We start from the raw sequence: 20,050 nt of genomic DNA, 5'->3' as shown, positions 1-20,050 counted from the left end.
AGAAGCAGTCGCTAAATCCTCGGAGTTTAGAGGCATATACCCTGTCTGCGTGTGTGATATAAAGGGGCTTAATCTTTATTTATTTCCTAAGAATTTCTTTATTTTGAGGTAGTTATAGAAATAAGATGGTGGAGGCGCCGGGAATCGAACCCGGGTCCGGAAAAAGTTTCACCAGGCTTCTACATGCTTATCCTGTCTTTTGAATCAGACGGCAAAATCACCGGCAGGCAGGTTTTTTACCGCAGTCCCGAGTAAAATCTCGCTGGCAAGCGCCCCTGGAATCACGTACCAGCCATCCCGCTTAAATTACGCCTCAGAAAGCCCAGCGGGCATGACGTTCTGAGACGTCGCAGTTCTTTTAGGCTGCGAGTGCGTTAATTGGTTCGGCACTTATCGTGCTTGATCAGTTTTACGAGTTAACCAAGCTCGGCATGCGGCACAAGCTTCCCTGTTTCCCGTCGAAGCCGAATCGCCCCCGTGTCTAAGTTATGAACGTTTCAAAGATCGTCTAACGGCTTTCTGCATATCTCTTTGGGCCTCGCGACGTTTTATATCCTCTCTTTTATCTCTCGTCTTCTTACCTTTGGCAAGGGCCAGTTCGAGTTTTGCAATACCGTTTTTAAAATAAATCCTTAGAGGAATTAAAGTGTAACCTCTAATGCTGGTTTTTCCAATCAGCTTCCTTATCTCGTGGGAGTTCAGCAGAAGCTTTCTCTCCCTCGTCGGTTCATGGTTAAGCCCGCTGGCGGCATCATAAGGAGCTATGTAGCAGTTAACGAGTCTGGCTTCGCCCTCCCTTATGAGAGCAAAGCTTTCCTTGACGCTGGCGTTTCCGTTTCTAAGGGATTTAACCTCGGAGCCCTTGAGTATCAGACCCGCTTCGTACTTCTCCTCAAATATATAATCCCTGTGAGCGGTAGGGTGATTGCATACGGTCTTCATCTATCCTAATAATAATCCGCCGCAACAAAATAACCAGTATGAACTCAGAAATCCTTGGAACTGTCAATAAGAAGCGTGACTGGACCGTTGTTCACTATATGAACATCCATTGTTGCCCCGAAAACGCCGGTTCTGACCAAGATTCCACGTTCCGCGATCTCAACGATAAAAGATTCGTAGCACCGCCTCGCGAAATCCTCGCCAGCGGCCCGCATGTAAGAAGGCCTTCTGCCTTTTCTGCAATCACCGTAGAGGGTAAACTGGGAAATAGCCAGAACATCTCCTCCCGTATCCTTGATACTCAGATTCATTTTGCCCGAGGAATCCTCAAATATTCTCAGGCCAGCTATCTTCTCCGCTACATAAGCAATGTCTTTTTGCGAGTCATCTTTCTCAATTCCAACAAGAATCACCATTCCCGGGCCGATGCTGCCGACTACATTCCCGTCAACGCTGACTGATGCCCTCGTTACCCTCTGTATAACAGCTCTCATCGCAGATTTCCTCAGACTAACAACGGCAACAAATCACACGTAACGCCTCGGAACCCTCGGCGAAATCCGTGACAAGATTTCGTAAGGTATGGTTTGGGCCCAGGAAGAGACATCCTCAACGCTCACGAGCCCGTCTCCGAAAAGCACTGCTTCGTCTCCAACACGGATACCCGGGATATCCGTTACATCGACCATGATGAAATCCATGCAGACGGATCCTATAAGGGGAGCGAGTCTCCCGCAAAGAGAAACTTTCGCTCTGTTTGAAAGGGCTCTTGGATAGCCATCGGCATACCCAACCGGAAGGGTCGCAACCAGTGTTTCCCTCCCAGCAACGAAAGTCCCCCCGTAGCCGACCGAGGTGCCAGGGGGGACCTCTCTGAGCTGTACTATCTTTGTTTTGAATTTCATAACGGGCCTCAGATCAACCTCCCCCATGCTGCCTGAACCGTAAAGCATTATCCCGGGTCTCACTATATCCATATGAGAATCTGGAAATCTCTGAATGGAGGCACTGTTTGCTGAATGGGAGTAGCGGTATTTAACTCCCAGCTCGTCAAGGAAAAAGAGACTCTCTTGGAAAATCCCGAGCTGATAATCCGTATAGTCGCTTTGGTGAATCTCAGAGGAGGCAAGATGCGTGAAAACACCCTCAAGCATTACTCCGGGAAGCTTGGCGGCTGAAGCAAAAAAAGATTCCATGTCGCTTACTCCCACTCCAAGCCTGGTCATGCCCGTATCGACCTTCAGGTGATAACTGACTGTTTTTCCGCACTCAACAGCAGCTCCAGAAAGAGCTTCGAGCACATCAACGGAGTAGCACGCAGGAGTAAGTGTGTTTTCTACGGTTACCCTGGCTTCCAGGGGATCAATACCTCCCAGGAGAAATATTTCGCCCGTTATTCCGGATTCCCTGAGCTGCAGAGCCTCGGGAACCGTAGCTACCCCGAGCATGTCCGCTCCGCCATTGAGGGCGGCTTCGCTTACCCTTACGGAGCCGTGTCCGTAAGCGTCGGCTTTCACAACCGCCATGACTCGGACGCTTTTGCTGACAAGTCTTCTTACTTCGCCAAGGTTCGATCTGAAAAAATCAAGACTGATTTCAGCCCAAGTAGGTCTCATCGCCCGGAAGTTCCCAAAAAGCTGAATGACGGAACCGCTCTTATTCGCTCCACGCAACGGCCGCCCGCCTGAACCGCAAACGCGGAATATACACAGAGGAAATCTCGGGTGCATGCCCTATGAACCGTAAAAAACCCAAGAGCGCCCCGAACATCGCCGTCACTAAACACCGCCCCGCGCAATACCCAGTCGCGGAAATCCCGCTTCCCCTAGACAGGGAGGCCAGAACACAGAGCTGATCTTAAGCTCAGAATGCCAGTCTTATTCCGCCGCCCAAGTAATGCCCCGCGAACTCGGTTTCCACAGTACCGCCGGTTATCTCGCCGGCGAATTCCGGGTTCTCAAAGGAAGCCAGATAGCGGTAATCAACACTCAGTGTCACGTCTGAACCGTTACCGGGTCCGTCAATCTTGTAACCCAGACCAGCTCCTACCTGATAAGCGAAGACAAAATCACTGTCATCAATCAGAACAGTGCCGGTCGCAGCACCTTCGGCCGATTCCGCATCCGTTGAGAGATTCAGCACACCCAGTCCTGCCCCTACGTATGGAATAAGTTTTCCGTCCGGATTCAAGTCGTAATAAGCATTTATCATGAGGGCGAACGCGGAAACCCCACCATCAATATTTTTTTCGCCCTTTGCCGCCTCTTTAACCGCTTCTTGCCCATCTGACGGAAGACTGTTATAGAAGTCGCACCCCCCCAGCAAGACATACAAGGCTTCCCGGTTCTTTTACGTCCATTTCATTAATACAACTGTGTATGTAGCCTGCTTCGGCCTCAAGACGCAGCCCGTTTCCAAAGTCGTAACCCAGAAGAAAGCTGAAATTGTATCCTCCGTTATCGCTGGCGGTACCTGATAACGGACCATACTGCTCAGACCCAGGCGCCGAGAAATCAGAATCACCAAGGAGAAAAAAAGAACCGCGGGCTCCGACAGTAAACCCTCTTGAGGTCTTTTCAGGAACTTCCTCAACCACCGGAGCTTCAACCACAGTTTCGACAGGTGGCGCCTCGGCAGACATCTCTTCGATGTTGCTGTCCTGACGAACGTCAGGCGGCAATCCCCCGGCTAAAACCACGTATGAGCCAATCAGCATGGAAAACAAAAAGACAAAGAAACTGACGCGCAAGAAACGGTCCTTCACAATCTCGAAAAATGATCTCATGTAACTAAAACACCTCTGCTAAGGGAATTATGACTATATACTAATTGTCAGTGGAATTTTCTAGGTTAGTATTTTCCCCTTCATGATATCTTAACAGTTTGTCGTTGTCAAAAACGGTAAATACCCTAACCTTTTTATCCCGAGCCATTTAAAGGCGAAAAAACGATAGAGGGTCTGCATGAAACTGAACAGAAATGAGCTCCGAGGCGTTGTGGTAATAGGAACGGTCATATCGCTCAGACTGCTGGGCATATTCCTGATAATCCCGGTTTTCAGCATATACGCGACAAACTATGAGGGAGCGACACTGTCATCAGCCGGAGTCGCGTTCGGAATATATGCCCTTACACAGAGCCTGCTGCAGATACCTTTCGGCATGGCGAGCGACAGATTCGGAAGAAAGCCGGTAATAGTGTCGGGACTTCTGATTTTCTGCCTAGGAAGCATCCTCTGCGGGTTCGCGGATAATATCTGGGAACTCATAGCAACTAGGGCGCTTCAGGGAAGCGGCGCAATAGGCGCAGTCGCCATAGCATCTCTCGGGGACTCAACAAGAAACGAGGTAAGGGCTCAGTCCTTTATGCTGACCGGAATGATAATCGGAACAGCGTTTATAATTTCCCTCATAATCGGTCCGGTGCTCGCAGGAAAATTCGGGTTTGAAAGCCTTTTCTTCATCCTCTCAGCCTTGGGATTGATGGCGGTGTTCGTTACTGTTTTCATGTTCCCGGAACTTCCAAAGAAAAAAGCAAGGGACAGAAAAGAAATTCTTCTTAAACTGAGGGAACCGGAAATGGGAAAAATTCTTTCCTCAACCTTCATAACATCTCTCTGCCTTAACCTTGTTTTGTTCATCTACCCTCTAGACTGGAAGAATATCGGCACCAGCCCCCAAGATCTGTGGTCCGTCTACCTGGTAATACTCGCCCCCAGCGCACTTCTGGCTAACGCCTACATCAGAATCTCAGAAACAAGAAAGAAATTGAAACAGGCAACTAGGTTCGGGCTTTTCTTTTTAGTAGCCGCCTTTTTAATCTACCTGCTCCGAGCATCTGACAGTACCACACTCTACCTCGCGGGGGCGGTGTTTTTTCTTGGATACTCCATATTTCAGTCCATACTACCTGCGTTTGTTACGCAAAGAGTCTCCTCGGAGAACAGGGGTGTGCTCTCCGGTTTTTTCAACCTGGCAAACTTCATGGGAGCCTGCGTTGGGGGAATGTCCGCCGGTATACTCTATGAGACACACCAGTCTTTACCCCTGATATTCGGACTTTTGTTCTTGATAATGTGGAGCTTCGTCGGGCTTCCCGGACCGCCGCTGGAGCAAGCAGAGGAAGAATGAAGATATATACCCTCAAGAGAACGGAATTCCTGCCGGTTTCGATTGAAACAGCCTGGGATTTTTTCTCCAATCCGAACAATCTTCCCAAGATAACCCCCTCGGGACTCAACCTGCGGATAAAGTCTGAGGCAGAAGAAGAAATATATCCCGGCATGATAATCACTTACACCGTAATGCCCATTCCTTTTTTCACAAGCACCTGGACAACGGAAATAACTCAGGTTGATCCACCGCACTACTTCGTTGACGAGCAGCGATTCGGACCCTACAAGTTCTGGCACCACAAGCATTTTTTTGCACGGGCCGGGGAGCAGACGCAGGTCCGAGACCTCGTTCACTACTCCCTGCCGTTTGACCCGATCGGAAGATTGGCAAATTCGCTTCTGGTAAGCAGGAAACTGGATTCCATCTTCAATTACAGAAGCGCTTGCTTTAGAAAATTGTTTGGAAATCGAGAGGAATAGCTTAAACTTTCCCCGCTACAGCATCAGCTTGATGTGTAATATAACGCAAGGTATATTGAGCAAGCTAGATTTACATGTAAGAGGACACGGAATTCCACGAGGTAGATTATGTCCGTGGTTTGACCCGGTTATTTAACTACAACACTTCTGGACTTCGGAAACCCGTTGGAAATTGAAAGAAAGACCACCTTGCAAACTCTGGCCCTCGAGGAAAAACCGTGAATTTTTCTGAATACAAGAACAAAAAAAAAGATACTCCTCTTATATCTTTTGAGGTTTTTCCTCCGAAAGACGACCCTGAATTCGAAAAACTCAAAGATACCCTTGCGAGACTCGCCGAACTTTCGCCCGCCATAATAACGGTAACACACGGTGCCATGGGAAAGGGACGCAAAAGAACGGCTGAAGTTGCCTCCTACGTAAAAAACGTTATAGGGATGGAGAGCGCCTGTCACCTGACCTGCATAGGGTATTCCGAAAAGGAAATAGACCTGATGCTCGAGCAGATTGAACAGGAGAAAATACGCAACATAGTGGCCCTCAGGGGAGATATTCCGAAGGAAAATGGCGAGAAACTGCTGTCCGAGGGAGCTTTCCAGCACGCAAATCAGCTCGTGGAACACATAAGAAAATACGAAAAGGAAAAAACCCAGCGGTTTTCCATAGCAGTAGCCGGTTATCCGGAAAAACATATCGAATCCCCAAGTTTTGAGGAGGACATATCCAATCTCAAAAAAAAGGTGGATGCCGGAGCCGATATCATAATTACCCAGCTCTTTTTCGATAACCGTTACTATTTTGATTATGTCGACAGAGTAAGGGCAGCAGGAATAGACCTTCCCGTAATCCCGGGTCTTATGCCCGTGCTCTCATCGAAACAGGTGATAAGAATATCGTCTCTTTGCGGAACGGAGATACCTGAAGCCCTTAGAAAGAAACTGGAAGATGCAGGAGACGATAACCGCAAGGCGGTGGAAGTGGGAATCGCACAGTGCAGAGACCAGGTAAGGGAACTTATCGCCGAAAAAGTACCTGGAATTCATTTCTATGTTCTCAACAGAACCTCCCACATAGAAAAGATTCTGGAATCCGTCTGATGCCTGAAACAAGGAAAATTTTCGATGAAGTGGCGAGTCACTACGACTGGCTAAATACTCTGTTCAGCCTTGGAATTCACAAACTTTGGAGAAAGAAGCTCGCAGAAGAGTTGCGCGATGTCGAGTACAACCTGGACATAGCAACCGGGACGGCAGAAGTTGCGATTGAAATCGCAAAAAAACACCCCGCAACCAAAACGGTCGGGATTGATCCCAGCATGAACATGCTCCGGATAGCAAAAAAGAAAATTAAGGACCTCGATTTAAGGGGCAAAATAGCTCTTGTATCGGCCGCGGCTGAAAATCTCCCTTTTGCGGAAAAACAGTTTAACTCCGTCACCATAGCATTCGGTATAAGAAACACAGTAGATTACGAACTTTCCCTGAGAGAGATGAGAAGGGTCCTAAGGGAAAACGGAAAACTCCTCATACTTGAATTTGCGATTCCGAAAAATCCCGTTTTCAAACCCATATACATGTTTTACTTCAGAGTCTTGATGCCTCTTGTCGGAAGCATTTACGGCAGGGGCAAGGAATACAGATATCTTGCTGAATCCGCCGCCGCGTTTCCTCAAAGAAAGAATTTCATAAGCCATCTTGAAAACGCGGGGTTTCGGGATTGCCAATACTCAGAACTCACTATGGGAGTAGTAGCGCTCTATCGCGCAACCAGATAATCAGGGGCTATCGATTCTTCTTTCCGCGGACTATGGGTAAAGCCTGTCTATACTCCAGCCACCATCTGAGGAAGGAATATATCTGAAACGATCGTGAAGCCTGTTCTTTCTTCCCTGCCAGAACTCAAAGCGCACTGGACTCACTACGTATCCTTTCCAGAGCTCAGGCCGCGCTATACTTTTTCCTTTCCGTTCAGACCGGAACTGGTCGTATTGCTCCTCAAGCAGTTGCCTGCTTGCAACAACCTCGCTCTGCTTCGAAACACATGCCCCTATCCGGCTTTGGCGAGGTCTAGACGTAAAATATTCATCGGCTTCCCGTTCTGGCAGAAGTGAGACTTCGCCGTCTATCTTCACCTGCCTTTCAAATTCAGACCACCAAAAGCAAAGCGAAGCGACCGGATTCTCAGCTATATCTCGTCCCTTACGACTAAGAGAATTTGAATAGAAGGAAAAACCCCTTTCGTCATAACCCTTGAGAAGCACCACTCTTGAGGACGGAACGCCATCCGCACATACCGTAGAAAGAATAAAAGCGTTTGGAAAATCGATTTCCGCTTTAAGAACCTCGCCATACCAGAGGTCAAACTGAACAAACGGGTTTTCGTCAAGATCTTTTCTTTCAAGTTTCAATCTCAGGTACTGGCGTGAATGGAACTTATTTTTCTTCGACATTTTATCTCAGAACAACATCCTCAAGTGCGTAACCCAGATCTTCGTGCAAGAACTCGTAACCGGAGGAAAGAAGTTTCTCAGGAAAAACCTGGCAGCCGGCAAGCATTGTGGAGCGGCCCATCTCTCCGAACAAAAGCCTTACGGCAAATGCGGGAGTTGAAAACCATGCGGGTCTTCGTAGAACTGACGCAAGCGTGGCGGTAAACTGCCTGTTAGTCACCGGATTTGGAGATACCGCATTAACGGGACCGTTTACTTCTCCCCGCTCCAGCAGATAAATAATTATCCGCGAGAGATCTTCTATCGATATCCAGCTTAAGTACTGATCGCCACTTCCAATAACTCCCCCAAGACCCATTTTAAAAAGAGGCAGCAAAGAACTTAATATGCCTCCTTCGGGACTTAGTACGACGCCTAAACGCAGGTTTATGACCCTTACGCCAAGATCAGAGGCCCTTTGAGCCTCATTCTCCCATTCGCAGCAAACATCAGGAAGAAACCCAGAGCCAGCCACGGAACACTCAGTAAGTCTTTCTTCCCCCCTGTCCCCATAGTAACCGATTGCCGAAGCACAGATAAGGGTTTTGGGAGGATGTTGAAGCGCAGAGAAAAGACTCACCAAATAGCGGGTACTGTGCACCCTGCTCTGCCGTATCGAATTCTTTTTCTCTTCAGTCCATCTGCACACTATATTCTCCCCTGAGAGATGAATAACAGCGTCAAAACCCTCAAGCAAAGATGGATCTTCGACATAGCCCTCCTTTGGATTCCAGAAAATCAGATTCTCTCCTTCCACCTGCGACCTTACAAGACGCCATACTTCATAGGAATCCGAGGGAATGGAATTAAGAAGATGGGTTCCCACGGTTCCAGTCGATCCCGAAACAAGTATTTTCATTTTCCTAGCTGAAAAACCCGGGTCTCACGAGGCAAAAGCCTCGATCAATCGCTCCTGGTACTCCCTTACCTCCCTGAAATCAAGAAAATAATGAGGGGCACTGAGTACAGGAAGGTCTACATATTTCCTGTACTCCTCCACTCTCTCCCTGCAATGTTCCGCATCCCCCACAACAGCAAACGCTTCAACCATTTCATCACTGACACCTTTTATCATCGCACGGATATCTTTTCTACGAAAAGCATCCCTTATCCCTTTGACCTCATCCGTAAAACTGTGAAGCCTGAAAGGAGGATCATAGGCTTTTACCGTAGCGTAAAAGGCTATGGTCGCCCGAGCGGCTTCTCTCGCCCTCTCCCAGTCATGGGAAACGGCACAGGTAATAATCGAGCATTTCGTAAAATCTCCGTTTTTTCTACGTTTTTCAAGCCTTTCTTCAAGCGAAGGTGAAACTACCCTTTTTATATATTCAAGCGAACAGACTACATGTCCCATGTAACCGTCCGCGATTTCGGCAGCAGCACCAACCATGTTGCTTCCTATACCGGCCACGAATATAGGTATGTTTTGTCTGATAGGTTCAAAAGCCCTTTTGTAACCCCTTGTGTTTACTCTGTAGAACTGCCCTTCGAAAACAATATCATTGTCTGTATGAGCCTCGGACAGAATTTCCCTTATTAACCCAACGCATTCCCTTATCCTCGCAACCGGCCTGTCTCCATAGAAAACGCCGTGGAAATTCTCGTTCGTTCTCTTTGCCCCGGTACCAAGACCCAGTATCAACCTCCCCGAACTAATTTCGTCAAGATCAAGAGAAGTAATGGAAGTAACCAGCGGGCTTCTCACAAAGGCAAGAGCAACTGCGGTGCCGAGCTTTATTTCAGAGGTGACTGGAGCAATTGCAGAGAGCTGCTGAAAAGGAGTCCTGTAAAGTTCCGTAGCCCAGACGGAGTGGAAATTCGCTTTCTCCGCAGCAACAGCTAGATCCTTGAGTTCTTCAATTGATCTTGCATCAAGTATAAACCCGACTCTTTTCATCAGGTCTATTATAAATAATAGGGAAGACGGAAAAAACCCGTTAGGTATGTGCGAGGAAAAAAGAAGGAATTAATCCTCAGTCTTTTCGGAAGAACCGGCTTGCTCTTTGGGTTCTTGGGATTCCGCTTCTGTCATCTCGGCTTCACCCTGTTCGTCCACCTGTCCCTCGGCGGTTTCTTGTTGCTCAACCAGACCAAGTTCTTCTGCGGATTTCTTCTTCGAACTTTTCTTCGGCGCGCTCTTGGTTTCGGCCTTGGGTTTTGCCTTCCGTCTTTTTCTCTTGGCCTTGTACTCCTCGGTCACGAGTTCAACAAGAGAAATGGGGGCATTATCTCCCCTTCTGTAACCAAGCTTCACAATCCTCGTATAGCCACCGGGACGCTCCATATACCTCTGGGCAAGCTCGGAGAAAAGTTTTTCCACAACTGCACGATCCCTTATATATCCCAGAGCTTTTCTTCTCGCGTGAAGACTACCGTTTTTGCCCAAAGTTACGAGCTTCTCCACAACCCTTCTTATTTCTTTGGCCCTTGTGTCAGTTGTATTTATCCTGCCGTTACGCAAAAGGTCTGTAGCCATGTTGCGGAACATGGCCTTTCTGTGTTTTGTAGTAACTCCCAGTTTTCTTCCCGATTTTCTGTGTCTCATCTTTCCACCGTATACGGACCCGAATCCCGATCACTCCCCGGAATTCTCAGAACTCCGCCTTTGCTTTTCGTCTTCAAAGACCTCGGTGTCTATAACCATCCCAAGACTCAGACCCATTTCCTTAAGTCTAGCGTTCACCTCTTCAAGGGAAGTTTTTCCGAAATTCTCAAGATCAAGAAGTTGTTGTTCTGTCTTCTGAACCACTTCTCCAATGTATTTTATTTCCGCCTTTTTAAGACAGTTTATAGATCTCACCGAAAGTTCCACGTCCTCTATAGGGATAAAAAGCTTGTCGTCGGTCCCACTTATACCCATGGACTCTTCCTCTTCCACCTTGTCTACGAGTTCCTCATCAAAATCAATGAAGACGTTTAGCTGCTGTTTAATAATTTTTGCACTGTAAGCAAGCGCCTCTTCGGGAAGAATCGTACCGTTTGTCCATATTTCAACGGTCAGTTTCTGATAATCGGTCCTCTGCCCTACCCTGGCGTTGGTAACTGAGTAATTAACTTTTTTGACGGGCGAGAAAAACGCATCAACATGTATCAGGCCTATTGACTTCTCAGTCTCTCTTCTCGATACTGGCTCGTAACCGCTTCCCATCTTCACTGTCAGTTCCATTTCAAGCTTCGCGTCATCTCCCAATGTCGCTATGTGCTGTTCGCCGTTAACCACTTCCACCATGTGGGTCGTTTCTATGTCGGACGCTTTGACTTCTGCCGGGCCCTCCGCTTTCAGAATTACTGTCTGCGGATCGTAAGTATGCATTTTGAGATCCACGTTCTTAAGGTTCAGTATGATCTCAGTAACATCTTCCATAACTCCCGGTATGGTAGAAAACTCGTGCCGTACTTTGTCTATCTTGACAGCGGTAATAGCAGGACCCTGTATCGAGGACAGGAGAACCCTTCTAAGCGCGTTACCAAGGGTAATACCGTAACCCGGTTCAAGAGGTTCGCAGATAAATTTGCTGTAGAAAGGAGTTGATACCTGCTCGTCTTTTTCAAGCGCTTTGGGATATTGCAAATCTCTCCAGTTTTTCTGAAAATTCTCCAAGTTTCACACCTCCGTGTGTGCCAGGCTTTTCTAGACTCTTGAGTAAAACTCAACGATCAACTGTTCATCTATGGGAACCGTCACGTCTTCTCTCTCAGGAAGTTTGGTTACAACTCCGCTGTAATTTTCCCTGTCAAGCTCGAGCCACTGGGGAAAACCCCTTCTCTCAAGACCTTCAAGAGACTGGTTAACGTGCGGATTACTTCTGGTTTTTGTCTTGATTTCTATTTTGTTTCCCTGCTCAACGCTGAAAGAGGGAATGTTGACTCTCTTGCCGTCCACGAGAACATGTCCAAGCCAGACTAAGTGTCTGGCCTCGTTGCGAGAACTCGCAAACCCGAGACGGTAGACCACATTGTCAAGCCTTCTCTCAAGAAGCAGTATGAGCATTGCTCCAGTCACTCCGCTTCTCCTCGCAGCCTCGGCAAAATAACGGCTGAACTGCTTTTCGGTCAACCCGTAAATACGCTTAACTTTTTGTTTTTCCCTCAATCTTATTCCGTAGTCGGAGAATTTGGAACGGCCAATCGCGGCCCCGTGAACTCCAGGTCCGCGGTTAGGCCTTTTCTGTATGGCACATTTTGACGTATAACACCTAGCGCCCTTAAGAAAAAGCTGTTCGCCCTCTCTCCTGCAAAGCTTACAAGATGGTCCTCTATACCTAGCCAATTACCTTCTTCCTCCTCGCAAATAACGTGAACATGACCTCTCCCACAATGCCTACACCCTTCTTCTTCCAGGTGGTCTGCAACCATTATGGGGGATCGGGGTGACATCCTTTATCATCGTCACTTTCACCCCAGCAGCCTGAACGGCTCTTATCGCCGGCTCCCTTCCGGGACCGGGACCGCTCACGTAAACATTAGCTGACTTCAGCCCAAGGGACTTTGCCTTTTTCGATGCGTCATCCGCCGCCACCTGGGCAGCAAACGGCGTCCCCTTCCTAGTGCCCTTAAACCCCCTGTTGCCGCCGCTTGACCAAGCTATGACGTTTCCATTCATATCGCTGATCGTGACTATAGTGTTGTTAAAAGTAGCCTGTATGTTGACCACTCCATGTTCAACGAATTTTTTTGTTTTCTTCTTTGTGAATTTTTTGCTCATCTGGAAAAACCCTTATTTGCCGGCTTTCTTCTTCTTCGCTATGGCTGTACCCCTGCGACCCTTTCTCGTTCTTGCGTTCGACTTGGTTTTCTGTCCTCTTACCGGAAGTCCCGTCCTATGCCTGATGCCCCTGTAGCAACCTATCTCCACCAGTCGCTTTATGTAGAGCTGAACCTCCTTTCTGAGATCTCCCTCAACGGTGTACTCGCCTTCAATTATCGTCCGCAGTTTTGTTACTTCCTGATCGTCAAGATCCCCTGATTTTTTGTTTATATCTATACCGGCCTTATCGAGTATAACGTTTGAAGTCGCCCTACCTATACCGTAGATATACGTAAGACCTACCTCTACTCTTTTGTTAAGCGGTATGTCAACACCTGCTATTCTGGGCATTAAGGCATATCCTCCTCGGCGCTATCCTTGTCTCTGCTTGCATCTTTTGTTAACGCAGATCACGCGCACAACTCCCTTGCGTCTGATTATCTTGCACTTGTCGCATATTTTTTTTACCGATGCCCTGACTTTCACCTTGCTTCCGTCCCCCTGTTTATTTCTTGAGCCTGTAGGTAATCCTTCCCTTCGTAAGATCGTAGGGAGATATCTCAAGTTTTACCCTGTCTCCGGGAAGTATCCTTATGAATCTGGTTCTCATTTTACCGGACACATAAGCCAGCACCTCGTGATTGTTCTCTATCTCGACCATGAACATCGCATTGGGCAAAGCTTTGGTTATAGTTCCTTCAAACTCTATTTTCTCTTCTTTCTCCATCACCCGTTCCTAGTGAATCCTTTCGGTAAGAATTTCAGGGCCGTTATCCGTAAGGGCCACAGTATGCTCAAAATGAGCGGAAAGTTTACCATCATAAGTAACCGCCGTCCACCCGTCTTCGAGTATCTTCGTTTTCTCCGACCCCTCGTTTACCATAGGTTCTATGGCCATGACCATTCCAGAACGAAGTCTTATTCCTCCTCCCTTACCATTCGGAGGAATAAAATTCGGCACTTGCGGCTCCTCGTGAAGTTCTCTGCCTATTCCGTGACCAACAAAATCTCTGACTATAGAAAAACCCTCATTTTCAACATAGGTCTGTATCTCTTTTGATATATCCAGAACTCTGTTTGAACTTTTCACCATGTCTATGCCCCTGTATAGGGAATCCCTGGTAACCCGAAGCAGTTTCTCGGCAACAGGACGGATTTTACCGACCGCAACCGTTATTGCCGAATCGGCGTAATAACCGTCCAGCAGTACTCCGAAATCTATTCCTACTATGTCCCCGTCCTTAAGCACCTTTTTCTTCGAGGGAATACCGTGCACTATCTCCTCGTTAAGGGCAAAGCACACCGACGCCGGATAATTCGCGTAACCCTTAAAAGCGGGCTTAAAGCCTCCTGTTGCGCACATTCTCTCCGCAATCTCGTTAAGCTCCCAAGTGGTCACTCCCTCCTTTGCCTCTTCCTCAAGCCTCATAAGCACTTCGGAAACCACCTTGCCAGCAGCCCTCATGCGTTTGAGCTCTTCTCTGTTCTTCAAGCGAATCATTATTGGAACTGCTTCAGCACACCGTCTATTCTCCCGGCGATATCCGATACCTGCCCTACTCCCTCAACTGCGCACAGAACGCCGGTCTTTTCGTAAAAATCCTTAAGGGGAGATGTCTGATCCTTGTAAACTCTAAGCCTGTTTCTTATCACATTCTCCGTGTCGTCCCGCCTGCCTTCTATTTTCTGGCGTTTGGTTATTCGCTGCACAACCTCCTCGTCGGGAACCTCGAGGGAAATAACTGCGTCAATACCGATTCCGGCATCAGCGAGAATACCGTTAAGAGATCTTGCCTGCTCCAGGGTTCTGGGAAAACCGTCAAGCATAAAGCCTCCCTCGCCGATCGCAGAGATTTTCTGTCTTATTATTTCCGTCACGACTTCATCAGGCACGAGCTCCCCTTTGTCCATGAACGACTTAGCGTAAAGCCCGACCTCGGTCTCGTTTTTCATGGCTTCACGTAGCACATCACCGGTCGATATATGCTCAACTTCGTATTTTTCCCTGATGAAATCAGCCTGCGTTCCCTTTCCGGCCCCAGGCGGTCCAAACAGTATCAATCTCATAGTCTTTTGGTCTTCTCCCTTGCGTCAGAATCTGTATCTCTGGGGTTCCTTCATTCCCCTCTTCTTCATAAATCCTTCATAACTGTGAGTTATCAGAAAAGATTCGATCTGCTGCATGAAATCAAGCGTTACCCCTATTACGATAAGAAGTGACACGCCTCCGAAGTAAAACGGCAGATTAAAAGGTTCTCTCTCAAGAAATGCCGGCAACACGCAGACCGCCGCCACGTATATAGCCCCTATAAAAGTAATTTTTCCGAGCACATTGCCTATGTACTCCGATGTCTTTCTGCCCGGCCTTATTCCCGGTATGTTTCCGCCGTTTTTCCTCAGGTTATCCGAGAGATCGTCCGGGTCGTATATTATTGAAGTATAGAAGAAGGCGAAAAATATTATGAGTATGGCAAAGATCAAGTTGTATACGAACACGTTTTGAAACACAAGGTCAGAGAAGGTGCGAAGAGCTGGAACTTCGGCAAACGTAACAATCGTAGCAGGGAAAATAAGGATCGAGGAGGCGAAGATCGGAGGAATAACCCCCGAAGGATTGGTTTTAAGAGGCAGATGGGAACTCTGCCCTCCCATTACCTTCCTCCCTACGACCCTTCTGGGGTACTGAACCGGTATTTTCCGGTAGGAACGCTCAAAGTAAACTATAAGACCCATAAGAAACCCTAGGAAAATAAAAATAAGCAAAACCCCCAAAACGGTAATCTCGCCCGTGCCAACGAGCCTTGAGAGGTTCCAGAACGCCCCGGGAATACTGGCGATTATCGATGCGGCGATAAGAAGAGATACCCCGTTTCCGATTCCGTTCTCTGTTATCTGCTCTCCAAGCCACATAACAAAAAGTCCGCCCGCGGTGAGCGTGAGAACTGCCGTAATCTTGAACATCAGACCGGGGTCTGTGACGGCACTTCCGACAGTAGCCGCTCCTACTCCGCCGCGCTCAAGGGTAACCGCAAGCATAAAACCCTGAACGAGACATATAAGAACCGTACCGTACCTTGTATACTGATTTATTCTTCTCTTTCCGGCTTCACCTTCTTTCTGCATTGCTTCAAGTGAAGGGAAGGCCTTTACCAGAAGCGACATGATGATTGAGGCGGTAATGTAGGGCATAACCCCCAGGGCAAAAATCGACGCCTGCTCAAGTGCTCCCCCGGAAAACATGTTAAGTATGTCGAATATCGTGCCGCGGGTCTGCTCGAACATCTTGGCAATCTGATCCGGATCGATTCCCGGAATCGGAACGAAAACCCCTGCTCTGTAAACAACGAGCATTGCGGCTGTAAAAAGAAGCTTCCTGTTAAGCTCCGGAATCCTGGGAAGTGACGCGACATTACTGCTCATACTATCTCCACTTTTCCTCCCGCGTCGTTTATCTTGCGCGCGGCCGCCTCACTACAGGCGTTAACCGTTATGGAGAGCGCCGAGGCAATCTCGCCGTTGGCCAGGAGTTTTACGGGTTTTTTGCCGCTTACTATTCCCGCCTCGGCAAGCGTCTGGATCGTAACCGAATCCGCATCCGCAAAACGCTCAAGATCCTTTAAGTTAACTATGTCGTACTGTTTTTTGAATATGTTTGTAAAGCCCCTTTTCGGGCTTCTCATTTTGAGTGGAGTCTGACCGCCTTCAAACCATCTGGATACCCCTTTCCCCGAACGGGACCCTTGGCCCTTGTGCCCTCTTCCGCTGGTCTTCCCTTGGGAACCCGCACCTCTTCCTACCCTTTTTCTTTTTGTTTTGGATCCCTTAGCCGGTGAAAGTTCGTCTAACATTTCCTTTTGCGCTCCATTGTTAAGCGTGCGTTCTACTGCACCACACCATAGTAATTGGGAAGATCAAGGTCCTTTATCTCCTTGTTCCTCGTCTTCGCGACTTCTTCGGGAACCTGCAGTTCCGAGAGTCCCTTTACAACCGCCATAACAACATTAAGCGGGTTCCTTGATCCGACAACTTTCGAGAGAACATCGTGTATGCCGGCAAGTTCGACCACGGCTCGCACCGCACCACCCGCTATAACGCCCGTACCCGGGGCAGCAGGCAGGAGCATAACCTTGCTTGACACATATTCCGTGTGAATTCCGTGCGGTATGGTGGCGCCGTTGCGCGGCACCCTTATTAGAGTTTTCTTTGCTTTTTCAACCGCCTTTCTTACGGCATCAGGAACCTCATTCGATTTTCCCAGTCCAGCTCCCACAATTCCGTCGGAGTTTCCGACCACGGCAAGAACAGTAAAGTGGAACCTTTTCCCACCCTTGGTCACCTTAGCGACCCTCCTTATGTGAATCACTTTTTCTTGCAATTCAAGTTCTGCCGGATTTATTCTCTCCTCTGCCAAAACCAAAGCCTCCTTTAATTTTTCTCCTAAAACTCCACTCCCGCCTCGCGGATCCCGTCGGCAAGCGACTTTATCCTTCCGTGGTAAGCGTAACCCCCTCTGTCGAAACGCACCCTGGTTATACCCTTCTGAACAGCCATCTCCCCGAGATGCTTTCCAACCTCTTTGGCAACCTCGGTTTTCTTCATGCTCTCGGCAGACAACCTCTTTTTCGTCTCAGAGAACATCGTTGACGCCTGAAGAAGGGTGACTTCTGCGGTATCATCTATTAATTGGGCGTATATATGCCTTGCCGAGCGGAAAACGGAAACCCTAGGAATCTCCGCGGTGCCGTTTATCTTCTTCCTCACAGCAAGGTGTCTTCTTTTACGCGCCAGATTTCTGCTTTTCTTTTTTATCATTACTTAGTAGCCGCTCCAGCTTTTCCGGGTTTAAGCCTCAACTTCTCACCTTCGTAACGAACACCCTTGCCCTTATAGGAATCGGGTGGTCTTATCTTTCTTATGCGTGCCGCGGTCTCCCCCACGAGTTGCTTGTCAATTCCATGAAGCGAGAGCAGAGTGCCCCGTTCCTCCACGGTTGCCTCTATGCCTTGGGGAAGTGCAAAATCAACCGGATGGGAGTAACCGAGTGAAAGCCTGAGTCCCGTTTTCCCCAAGAGATCCGCCTTGTAACCCGTACCGGTTATGCGGAGCACCTTGGTAAATCCTTCGCTCACCCCTATTACTGAATTGTTAATAAGGCTTCGCGTAAGACCGTGAAAAGACTTTATCCTTTTCTCTTCGCTTTGCCTGGAAACAACCACGGTTCCGTCCTCAAGTACGGCTTTTATTCCCTCGGGCACGGTAACCTTAAGACTTCCCCTTGGCCCCTTGATTTCGATAGCCCCCCGTCTGGGCGTCGCCGTTACCCCGTCGGGAATAACCACTGGTTTTGTTCCTATTCTTGACATTCGTCTGTCCTCAGATCACCGTGCAGAGAATCTCCCCGCCTATACTTTTGCTCCTTGCGGCAACCCCCGTCATTATTCCTCTTGAAGTAGAAAGTATTGAAATTCCCATTCCGCCCCTGACCCTCGGAATATCATCTTTGCCAACGTAAACCCTTCTTGATGGCTTGCTTATCCTCTTTATCTCATCTACTGCCGCCTTGCCGTCAGGACCGTATTTCAGCTTGATGCTTATGGTTTTCTTTACCCCTTCTTCAGTAATTTTATAACTCTCCACGTAGCCTTCTTCAGTAAGAACCCTGGCAATCTCGCCTTTTATAACCGAACCGGGAATCTCGACCTGATCGTGACCCGCCATAAAGGCGTTCCTTATTCTGGTTAACATATCTGCAATCGGATCCGTCATTTTTTCTCCAAAGTGTTTCTTAAAAACTTGCTTTTCTCACGCCCGGAAGATGTCCCTTGCTGGCAAGATCCCTGAAACAGACCCTGCAGAGGCCGAATTTTCTCATGAAACCTCTCGGTCTCCCGCAAAGTACGCAACGGTTAACCGCACGCACGCGAAACTTCGGCTCTCTCTTCGATTTCTCAAGTAATGCTTTTCTGGCCATAATTCCTCTCTTCTAATTATTCGCAAACGGCACTCCGAGACCGGCAAGAAGTTCCATGGCCTCGGCATCGGTTTTCGAAGTGGTAATCAGACTAATATTCATTCCCTTGTTGTACTGAACCTTGCTGTAATCTATTTCAGGAAAAACCAAGTGCTCCCTTATTCCCAGAGTATAGTTGCCGGAACCGTCAAAAGCCCGTGGCGACAGTCCTTTAAAATCCCTGACTCTTGGAAGGGCGAGGTTCACCAAACGGTCGAAAAACTCATACATTCTCTCTCCCCGGAGCGTAACCATGCAGCCTATCGGCTGGCCTTCTCTGAGCTTGAAACCCGCAACTGACTTCCGCGCCTTGGTAATCACCGGCCTTTGTCCTGTTATATCCGCAAGTTCCGAGACGGCTTCATCTATTACCTTTGTCTGTCTCCCGGCTTCACTAAGTCTCCCAAGCCCCATGTTCACTACTATTTTCTCAAGCCTCGGAACCTGCATAGTGTTTCCGTAGGAAAACTTTTCAATCAGTGCAGGTACGACCTCGCTCTTATATAGGGTCTTTATTCTCGGAACCATTTTCTCAGATTTCCTTTCCAGTCCTTCTGTTGTACCTTACCTTCTTACCGTCCTCGCCGGTTCTATACCCAATCTTTACCGGCCGACTGCTCTCAGAATCGTACAGCATCAGATTCGAGATATGGATTCCGGCCTCTTTCTCGATGATTCCGCCAGCGGGGTTTTTCTGCGTCGGACGGTTGTGTCTCTTTATGATATTGAGCTTCTCGACAAAGGCCTTTTCGACGTTTCTGTCAATTCTCAGCACCTTGCCGGTCTTCCCTTTCTCCTTGCCCGCAACCACGTAAACCGTATCCCCGGCCCTTATGTGAAACTTTCTCTTTCCAGATGACATGTTCAAACGACCTCCGGAGCAAGCGAGATAATTTTCATAAAACCCTTGAGCCTCAGTTCACGTGCGATCGGTCCGAAAACCCTCGTACCTATCGGTTCGTTTTCCTTGTCTATTATAACGGCGGCATTGTTATCAAAGCGCACATACGTACCATCCGGTCTTCTCTGTTCCTTCCTCACCCTTACTATCACGGCTTTGTACACAGAACCTTTCTCCACCTTGGACTTCGGAATTGCCTGCTTGACCGAAACCACAACAACATCTCCAAGCCGCGCGTACTTTCTTCCGGAACCTCCCAGGACCTTTATGCAGAAAAGCCTTTTGGCCCCTGTGTTATCCGCCGAGTCCAGATATGTGCTTGACTGAATCATTTTTTTCTCCCGTAGTCCGAAGAATCAAAAACCACG

At 48.2% G+C, this 20,050-nt stretch carries 31 protein-coding genes and 1 other RNA gene; 4 read left to right on the top strand and 28 right to left on the bottom strand.

The features are described 5' to 3' along the window. Positions 1–126: 126 nt before the first annotated feature. From ssrA to F4Z13_01345, 6 genes are all read right to left on the bottom strand, one after another. Positions 127–477: a transfer-messenger RNA gene (gene ssrA, locus F4Z13_01370) on the bottom strand. 9 nt (positions 478–486) lie between these two features. Further along, positions 487–942, bottom strand: coding sequence for an SsrA-binding protein SmpB (gene smpB, locus F4Z13_01365; protein MXZ47896.1), 456 nt, complete (start codon positions 940–942; stop codon positions 487–489). Positions 943–986: 44 nt separating this feature from the next. After that, positions 987–1,436: a D-tyrosyl-tRNA(Tyr) deacylase gene (locus F4Z13_01360; GenBank protein MXZ47895.1), complete on the bottom strand. Its 450-nt coding sequence runs from the start codon at positions 1,434–1,436 to the stop codon at positions 987–989. 33 nt (positions 1,437–1,469) lie between these two features. Continuing rightward, positions 1,470–2,672 (bottom strand): alanine racemase, encoded by a 1,203-nt coding sequence (gene alr / locus F4Z13_01355; GenBank protein ID MXZ47894.1) that lies wholly within the window; start codon positions 2,670–2,672, stop codon positions 1,470–1,472. A gap of 133 nt (positions 2,673–2,805) precedes the next feature. Further along, positions 2,806–3,276: an outer membrane beta-barrel protein gene (locus F4Z13_01350; GenBank protein ID MXZ47893.1), complete on the bottom strand. Its 471-nt coding sequence runs from the start codon at positions 3,274–3,276 to the stop codon at positions 2,806–2,808. Next, positions 3,242–3,727 carry a hypothetical protein gene (locus F4Z13_01345; GenBank protein MXZ47892.1) on the bottom strand — a complete coding sequence of 162 codons (486 nt, stop codon included), beginning with the start codon at positions 3,725–3,727 and terminating at the stop codon, positions 3,242–3,244. The genes F4Z13_01350 and F4Z13_01345 overlap by 35 nt, the downstream gene beginning before the upstream one ends. Before the next feature lie 178 nt (positions 3,728–3,905). On the opposite strand from F4Z13_01345, the gene F4Z13_01340 reads away from it, so the two are divergent. The 4 genes from F4Z13_01340 to ubiE all read left to right on the top strand — a co-directional run bounded on the left by F4Z13_01340 (position 3,906) and on the right by ubiE (position 7,310). Then, the gene (locus tag F4Z13_01340; protein ID MXZ47891.1) at positions 3,906–5,072 is read left to right on the top strand and encodes an MFS transporter; all 1,167 of its coding nucleotides are present in this window, start codon (positions 3,906–3,908) and stop codon (positions 5,070–5,072) included. Beyond that, positions 5,069–5,536, top strand: coding sequence for an SRPBCC family protein (locus F4Z13_01335; protein ID MXZ47890.1), 468 nt, complete (start codon positions 5,069–5,071; stop codon positions 5,534–5,536). Before F4Z13_01340 ends, F4Z13_01335 begins: the two co-directional genes overlap by 4 nt. Before the next feature lie 218 nt (positions 5,537–5,754). Then, positions 5,755–6,633 (top strand): methylenetetrahydrofolate reductase [NAD(P)H], encoded by an 879-nt coding sequence (metF, locus tag F4Z13_01330; GenBank protein MXZ47889.1) that lies wholly within the window; start codon positions 5,755–5,757, stop codon positions 6,631–6,633. Beyond that, positions 6,633–7,310, top strand: a complete 678-nt coding sequence (gene ubiE, locus F4Z13_01325; protein MXZ47888.1) for a bifunctional demethylmenaquinone methyltransferase/2-methoxy-6-polyprenyl-1,4-benzoquinol methylase UbiE — start codon at positions 6,633–6,635, stop codon at positions 7,308–7,310. The genes metF and ubiE overlap by 1 nt, the downstream gene beginning before the upstream one ends. A gap of 30 nt (positions 7,311–7,340) precedes the next feature. Here ubiE and pdxH read toward each other — a convergent pair whose 3' ends face one another. From pdxH to rplN, 22 genes are all read right to left on the bottom strand, one after another. Continuing rightward, a complete protein-coding gene (gene pdxH / locus F4Z13_01320; protein ID MXZ47887.1) occupies positions 7,341–7,985 on the bottom strand; it encodes a pyridoxamine 5'-phosphate oxidase in 645 nt (214 codons plus the stop codon). Between the two features lies 1 nt (position 7,986). Next, positions 7,987–8,883: a TIGR01777 family protein gene (locus tag F4Z13_01315; GenBank protein ID MXZ47886.1), complete on the bottom strand. Its 897-nt coding sequence runs from the start codon at positions 8,881–8,883 to the stop codon at positions 7,987–7,989. A 24-nt stretch (positions 8,884–8,907) separates the two neighbouring features. Then, the gene (locus tag F4Z13_01310) at positions 8,908–9,921 is read right to left on the bottom strand and encodes an LLM class flavin-dependent oxidoreductase (protein MXZ47885.1); all 1,014 of its coding nucleotides are present in this window, start codon (positions 9,919–9,921) and stop codon (positions 8,908–8,910) included. A gap of 69 nt (positions 9,922–9,990) precedes the next feature. Next, a complete protein-coding gene (locus tag F4Z13_01305) occupies positions 9,991–10,569 on the bottom strand; it encodes a 50S ribosomal protein L17 (protein ID MXZ47884.1) in 579 nt (192 codons plus the stop codon). 30 nt (positions 10,570–10,599) lie between these two features. Further along, entirely contained in the window at positions 10,600–11,625 is a 1,026-nt protein-coding gene (locus F4Z13_01300) for a DNA-directed RNA polymerase subunit alpha (protein MXZ47883.1), read from the bottom strand. Between the two features lie 30 nt (positions 11,626–11,655). Then, a complete protein-coding gene (gene rpsD, locus F4Z13_01295; GenBank protein MXZ47882.1) occupies positions 11,656–12,294 on the bottom strand; it encodes a 30S ribosomal protein S4 in 639 nt (212 codons plus the stop codon). Between the two features lie 51 nt (positions 12,295–12,345). Continuing rightward, a complete protein-coding gene (rpsK, locus tag F4Z13_01290) occupies positions 12,346–12,729 on the bottom strand; it encodes a 30S ribosomal protein S11 (GenBank protein MXZ47881.1) in 384 nt (127 codons plus the stop codon). Positions 12,730–12,741: 12 nt separating this feature from the next. After that, on the bottom strand, positions 12,742–13,122 hold the full coding sequence (gene rpsM, locus F4Z13_01285) for a 30S ribosomal protein S13 (protein ID MXZ47880.1): 381 nt from the start codon (positions 13,120–13,122) through the stop codon (positions 12,742–12,744). A 21-nt stretch (positions 13,123–13,143) separates the two neighbouring features. After that, entirely contained in the window at positions 13,144–13,257 is a 114-nt protein-coding gene (rpmJ, locus tag F4Z13_01280; GenBank protein MXZ47879.1) for a 50S ribosomal protein L36, read from the bottom strand. A gap of 19 nt (positions 13,258–13,276) precedes the next feature. After that, the gene (gene infA, locus F4Z13_01275) at positions 13,277–13,498 is read right to left on the bottom strand and encodes a translation initiation factor IF-1 (GenBank protein ID MXZ47878.1); all 222 of its coding nucleotides are present in this window, start codon (positions 13,496–13,498) and stop codon (positions 13,277–13,279) included. Between the two features lie 9 nt (positions 13,499–13,507). Beyond that, positions 13,508–14,272 (bottom strand): type I methionyl aminopeptidase, encoded by a 765-nt coding sequence (gene map / locus F4Z13_01270; protein MXZ47877.1) that lies wholly within the window; start codon positions 14,270–14,272, stop codon positions 13,508–13,510. Beyond that, positions 14,272–14,838 carry an adenylate kinase gene (locus tag F4Z13_01265; GenBank protein ID MXZ47876.1) on the bottom strand — a complete coding sequence of 189 codons (567 nt, stop codon included), beginning with the start codon at positions 14,836–14,838 and terminating at the stop codon, positions 14,272–14,274. Before F4Z13_01265 ends, map begins: the two co-directional genes overlap by 1 nt. Before the next feature lie 24 nt (positions 14,839–14,862). Further along, positions 14,863–16,191 carry a preprotein translocase subunit SecY gene (secY, locus tag F4Z13_01260; protein ID MXZ47875.1) on the bottom strand — a complete coding sequence of 443 codons (1,329 nt, stop codon included), beginning with the start codon at positions 16,189–16,191 and terminating at the stop codon, positions 14,863–14,865. Then, positions 16,188–16,619, bottom strand: coding sequence for a 50S ribosomal protein L15 (locus tag F4Z13_01255; GenBank protein ID MXZ47874.1), 432 nt, complete (start codon positions 16,617–16,619; stop codon positions 16,188–16,190). The genes secY and F4Z13_01255 overlap by 4 nt, the downstream gene beginning before the upstream one ends. A 32-nt stretch (positions 16,620–16,651) precedes the next feature. Continuing rightward, positions 16,652–17,182: a 30S ribosomal protein S5 gene (locus F4Z13_01250; GenBank protein MXZ47873.1), complete on the bottom strand. Its 531-nt coding sequence runs from the start codon at positions 17,180–17,182 to the stop codon at positions 16,652–16,654. A 26-nt stretch (positions 17,183–17,208) separates the two neighbouring features. Continuing rightward, a complete protein-coding gene (locus F4Z13_01245) occupies positions 17,209–17,583 on the bottom strand; it encodes a 50S ribosomal protein L18 (protein MXZ47872.1) in 375 nt (124 codons plus the stop codon). Then, positions 17,583–18,134: a 50S ribosomal protein L6 gene (locus tag F4Z13_01240; GenBank protein MXZ47871.1), complete on the bottom strand. Its 552-nt coding sequence runs from the start codon at positions 18,132–18,134 to the stop codon at positions 17,583–17,585. The genes F4Z13_01245 and F4Z13_01240 overlap by 1 nt, the downstream gene beginning before the upstream one ends. A gap of 10 nt (positions 18,135–18,144) precedes the next feature. Next, positions 18,145–18,537: a 30S ribosomal protein S8 gene (rpsH, locus tag F4Z13_01235; protein ID MXZ47870.1), complete on the bottom strand. Its 393-nt coding sequence runs from the start codon at positions 18,535–18,537 to the stop codon at positions 18,145–18,147. A 19-nt stretch (positions 18,538–18,556) separates the two neighbouring features. Further along, the gene (locus F4Z13_01230; protein ID MXZ47869.1) at positions 18,557–18,742 is read right to left on the bottom strand and encodes a type Z 30S ribosomal protein S14; all 186 of its coding nucleotides are present in this window, start codon (positions 18,740–18,742) and stop codon (positions 18,557–18,559) included. Positions 18,743–18,754: 12 nt separating this feature from the next. Further along, positions 18,755–19,309 carry a 50S ribosomal protein L5 gene (gene rplE, locus F4Z13_01225; GenBank protein MXZ47868.1) on the bottom strand — a complete coding sequence of 185 codons (555 nt, stop codon included), beginning with the start codon at positions 19,307–19,309 and terminating at the stop codon, positions 18,755–18,757. A gap of 4 nt (positions 19,310–19,313) precedes the next feature. Beyond that, positions 19,314–19,643: a 50S ribosomal protein L24 gene (locus F4Z13_01220; GenBank protein MXZ47867.1), complete on the bottom strand. Its 330-nt coding sequence runs from the start codon at positions 19,641–19,643 to the stop codon at positions 19,314–19,316. Between the two features lie 2 nt (positions 19,644–19,645). Then, the gene (rplN, locus tag F4Z13_01215) at positions 19,646–20,014 is read right to left on the bottom strand and encodes a 50S ribosomal protein L14 (protein MXZ47866.1); all 369 of its coding nucleotides are present in this window, start codon (positions 20,012–20,014) and stop codon (positions 19,646–19,648) included. Positions 20,015–20,050 lie beyond the last annotated feature (36 nt).

The sequence above is a fragment of the Candidatus Dadabacteria bacterium genome (assembly GCA_009837205.1).
Taxonomy (GTDB): domain Bacteria; phylum Desulfobacterota_D; class UBA1144; order Nemesobacterales; family Nemesobacteraceae; genus Nemesobacter.
The sequence above is the reverse complement of the archived record's forward strand: the minus strand, read 5'-3'. Positions and strand labels throughout refer to the sequence as shown.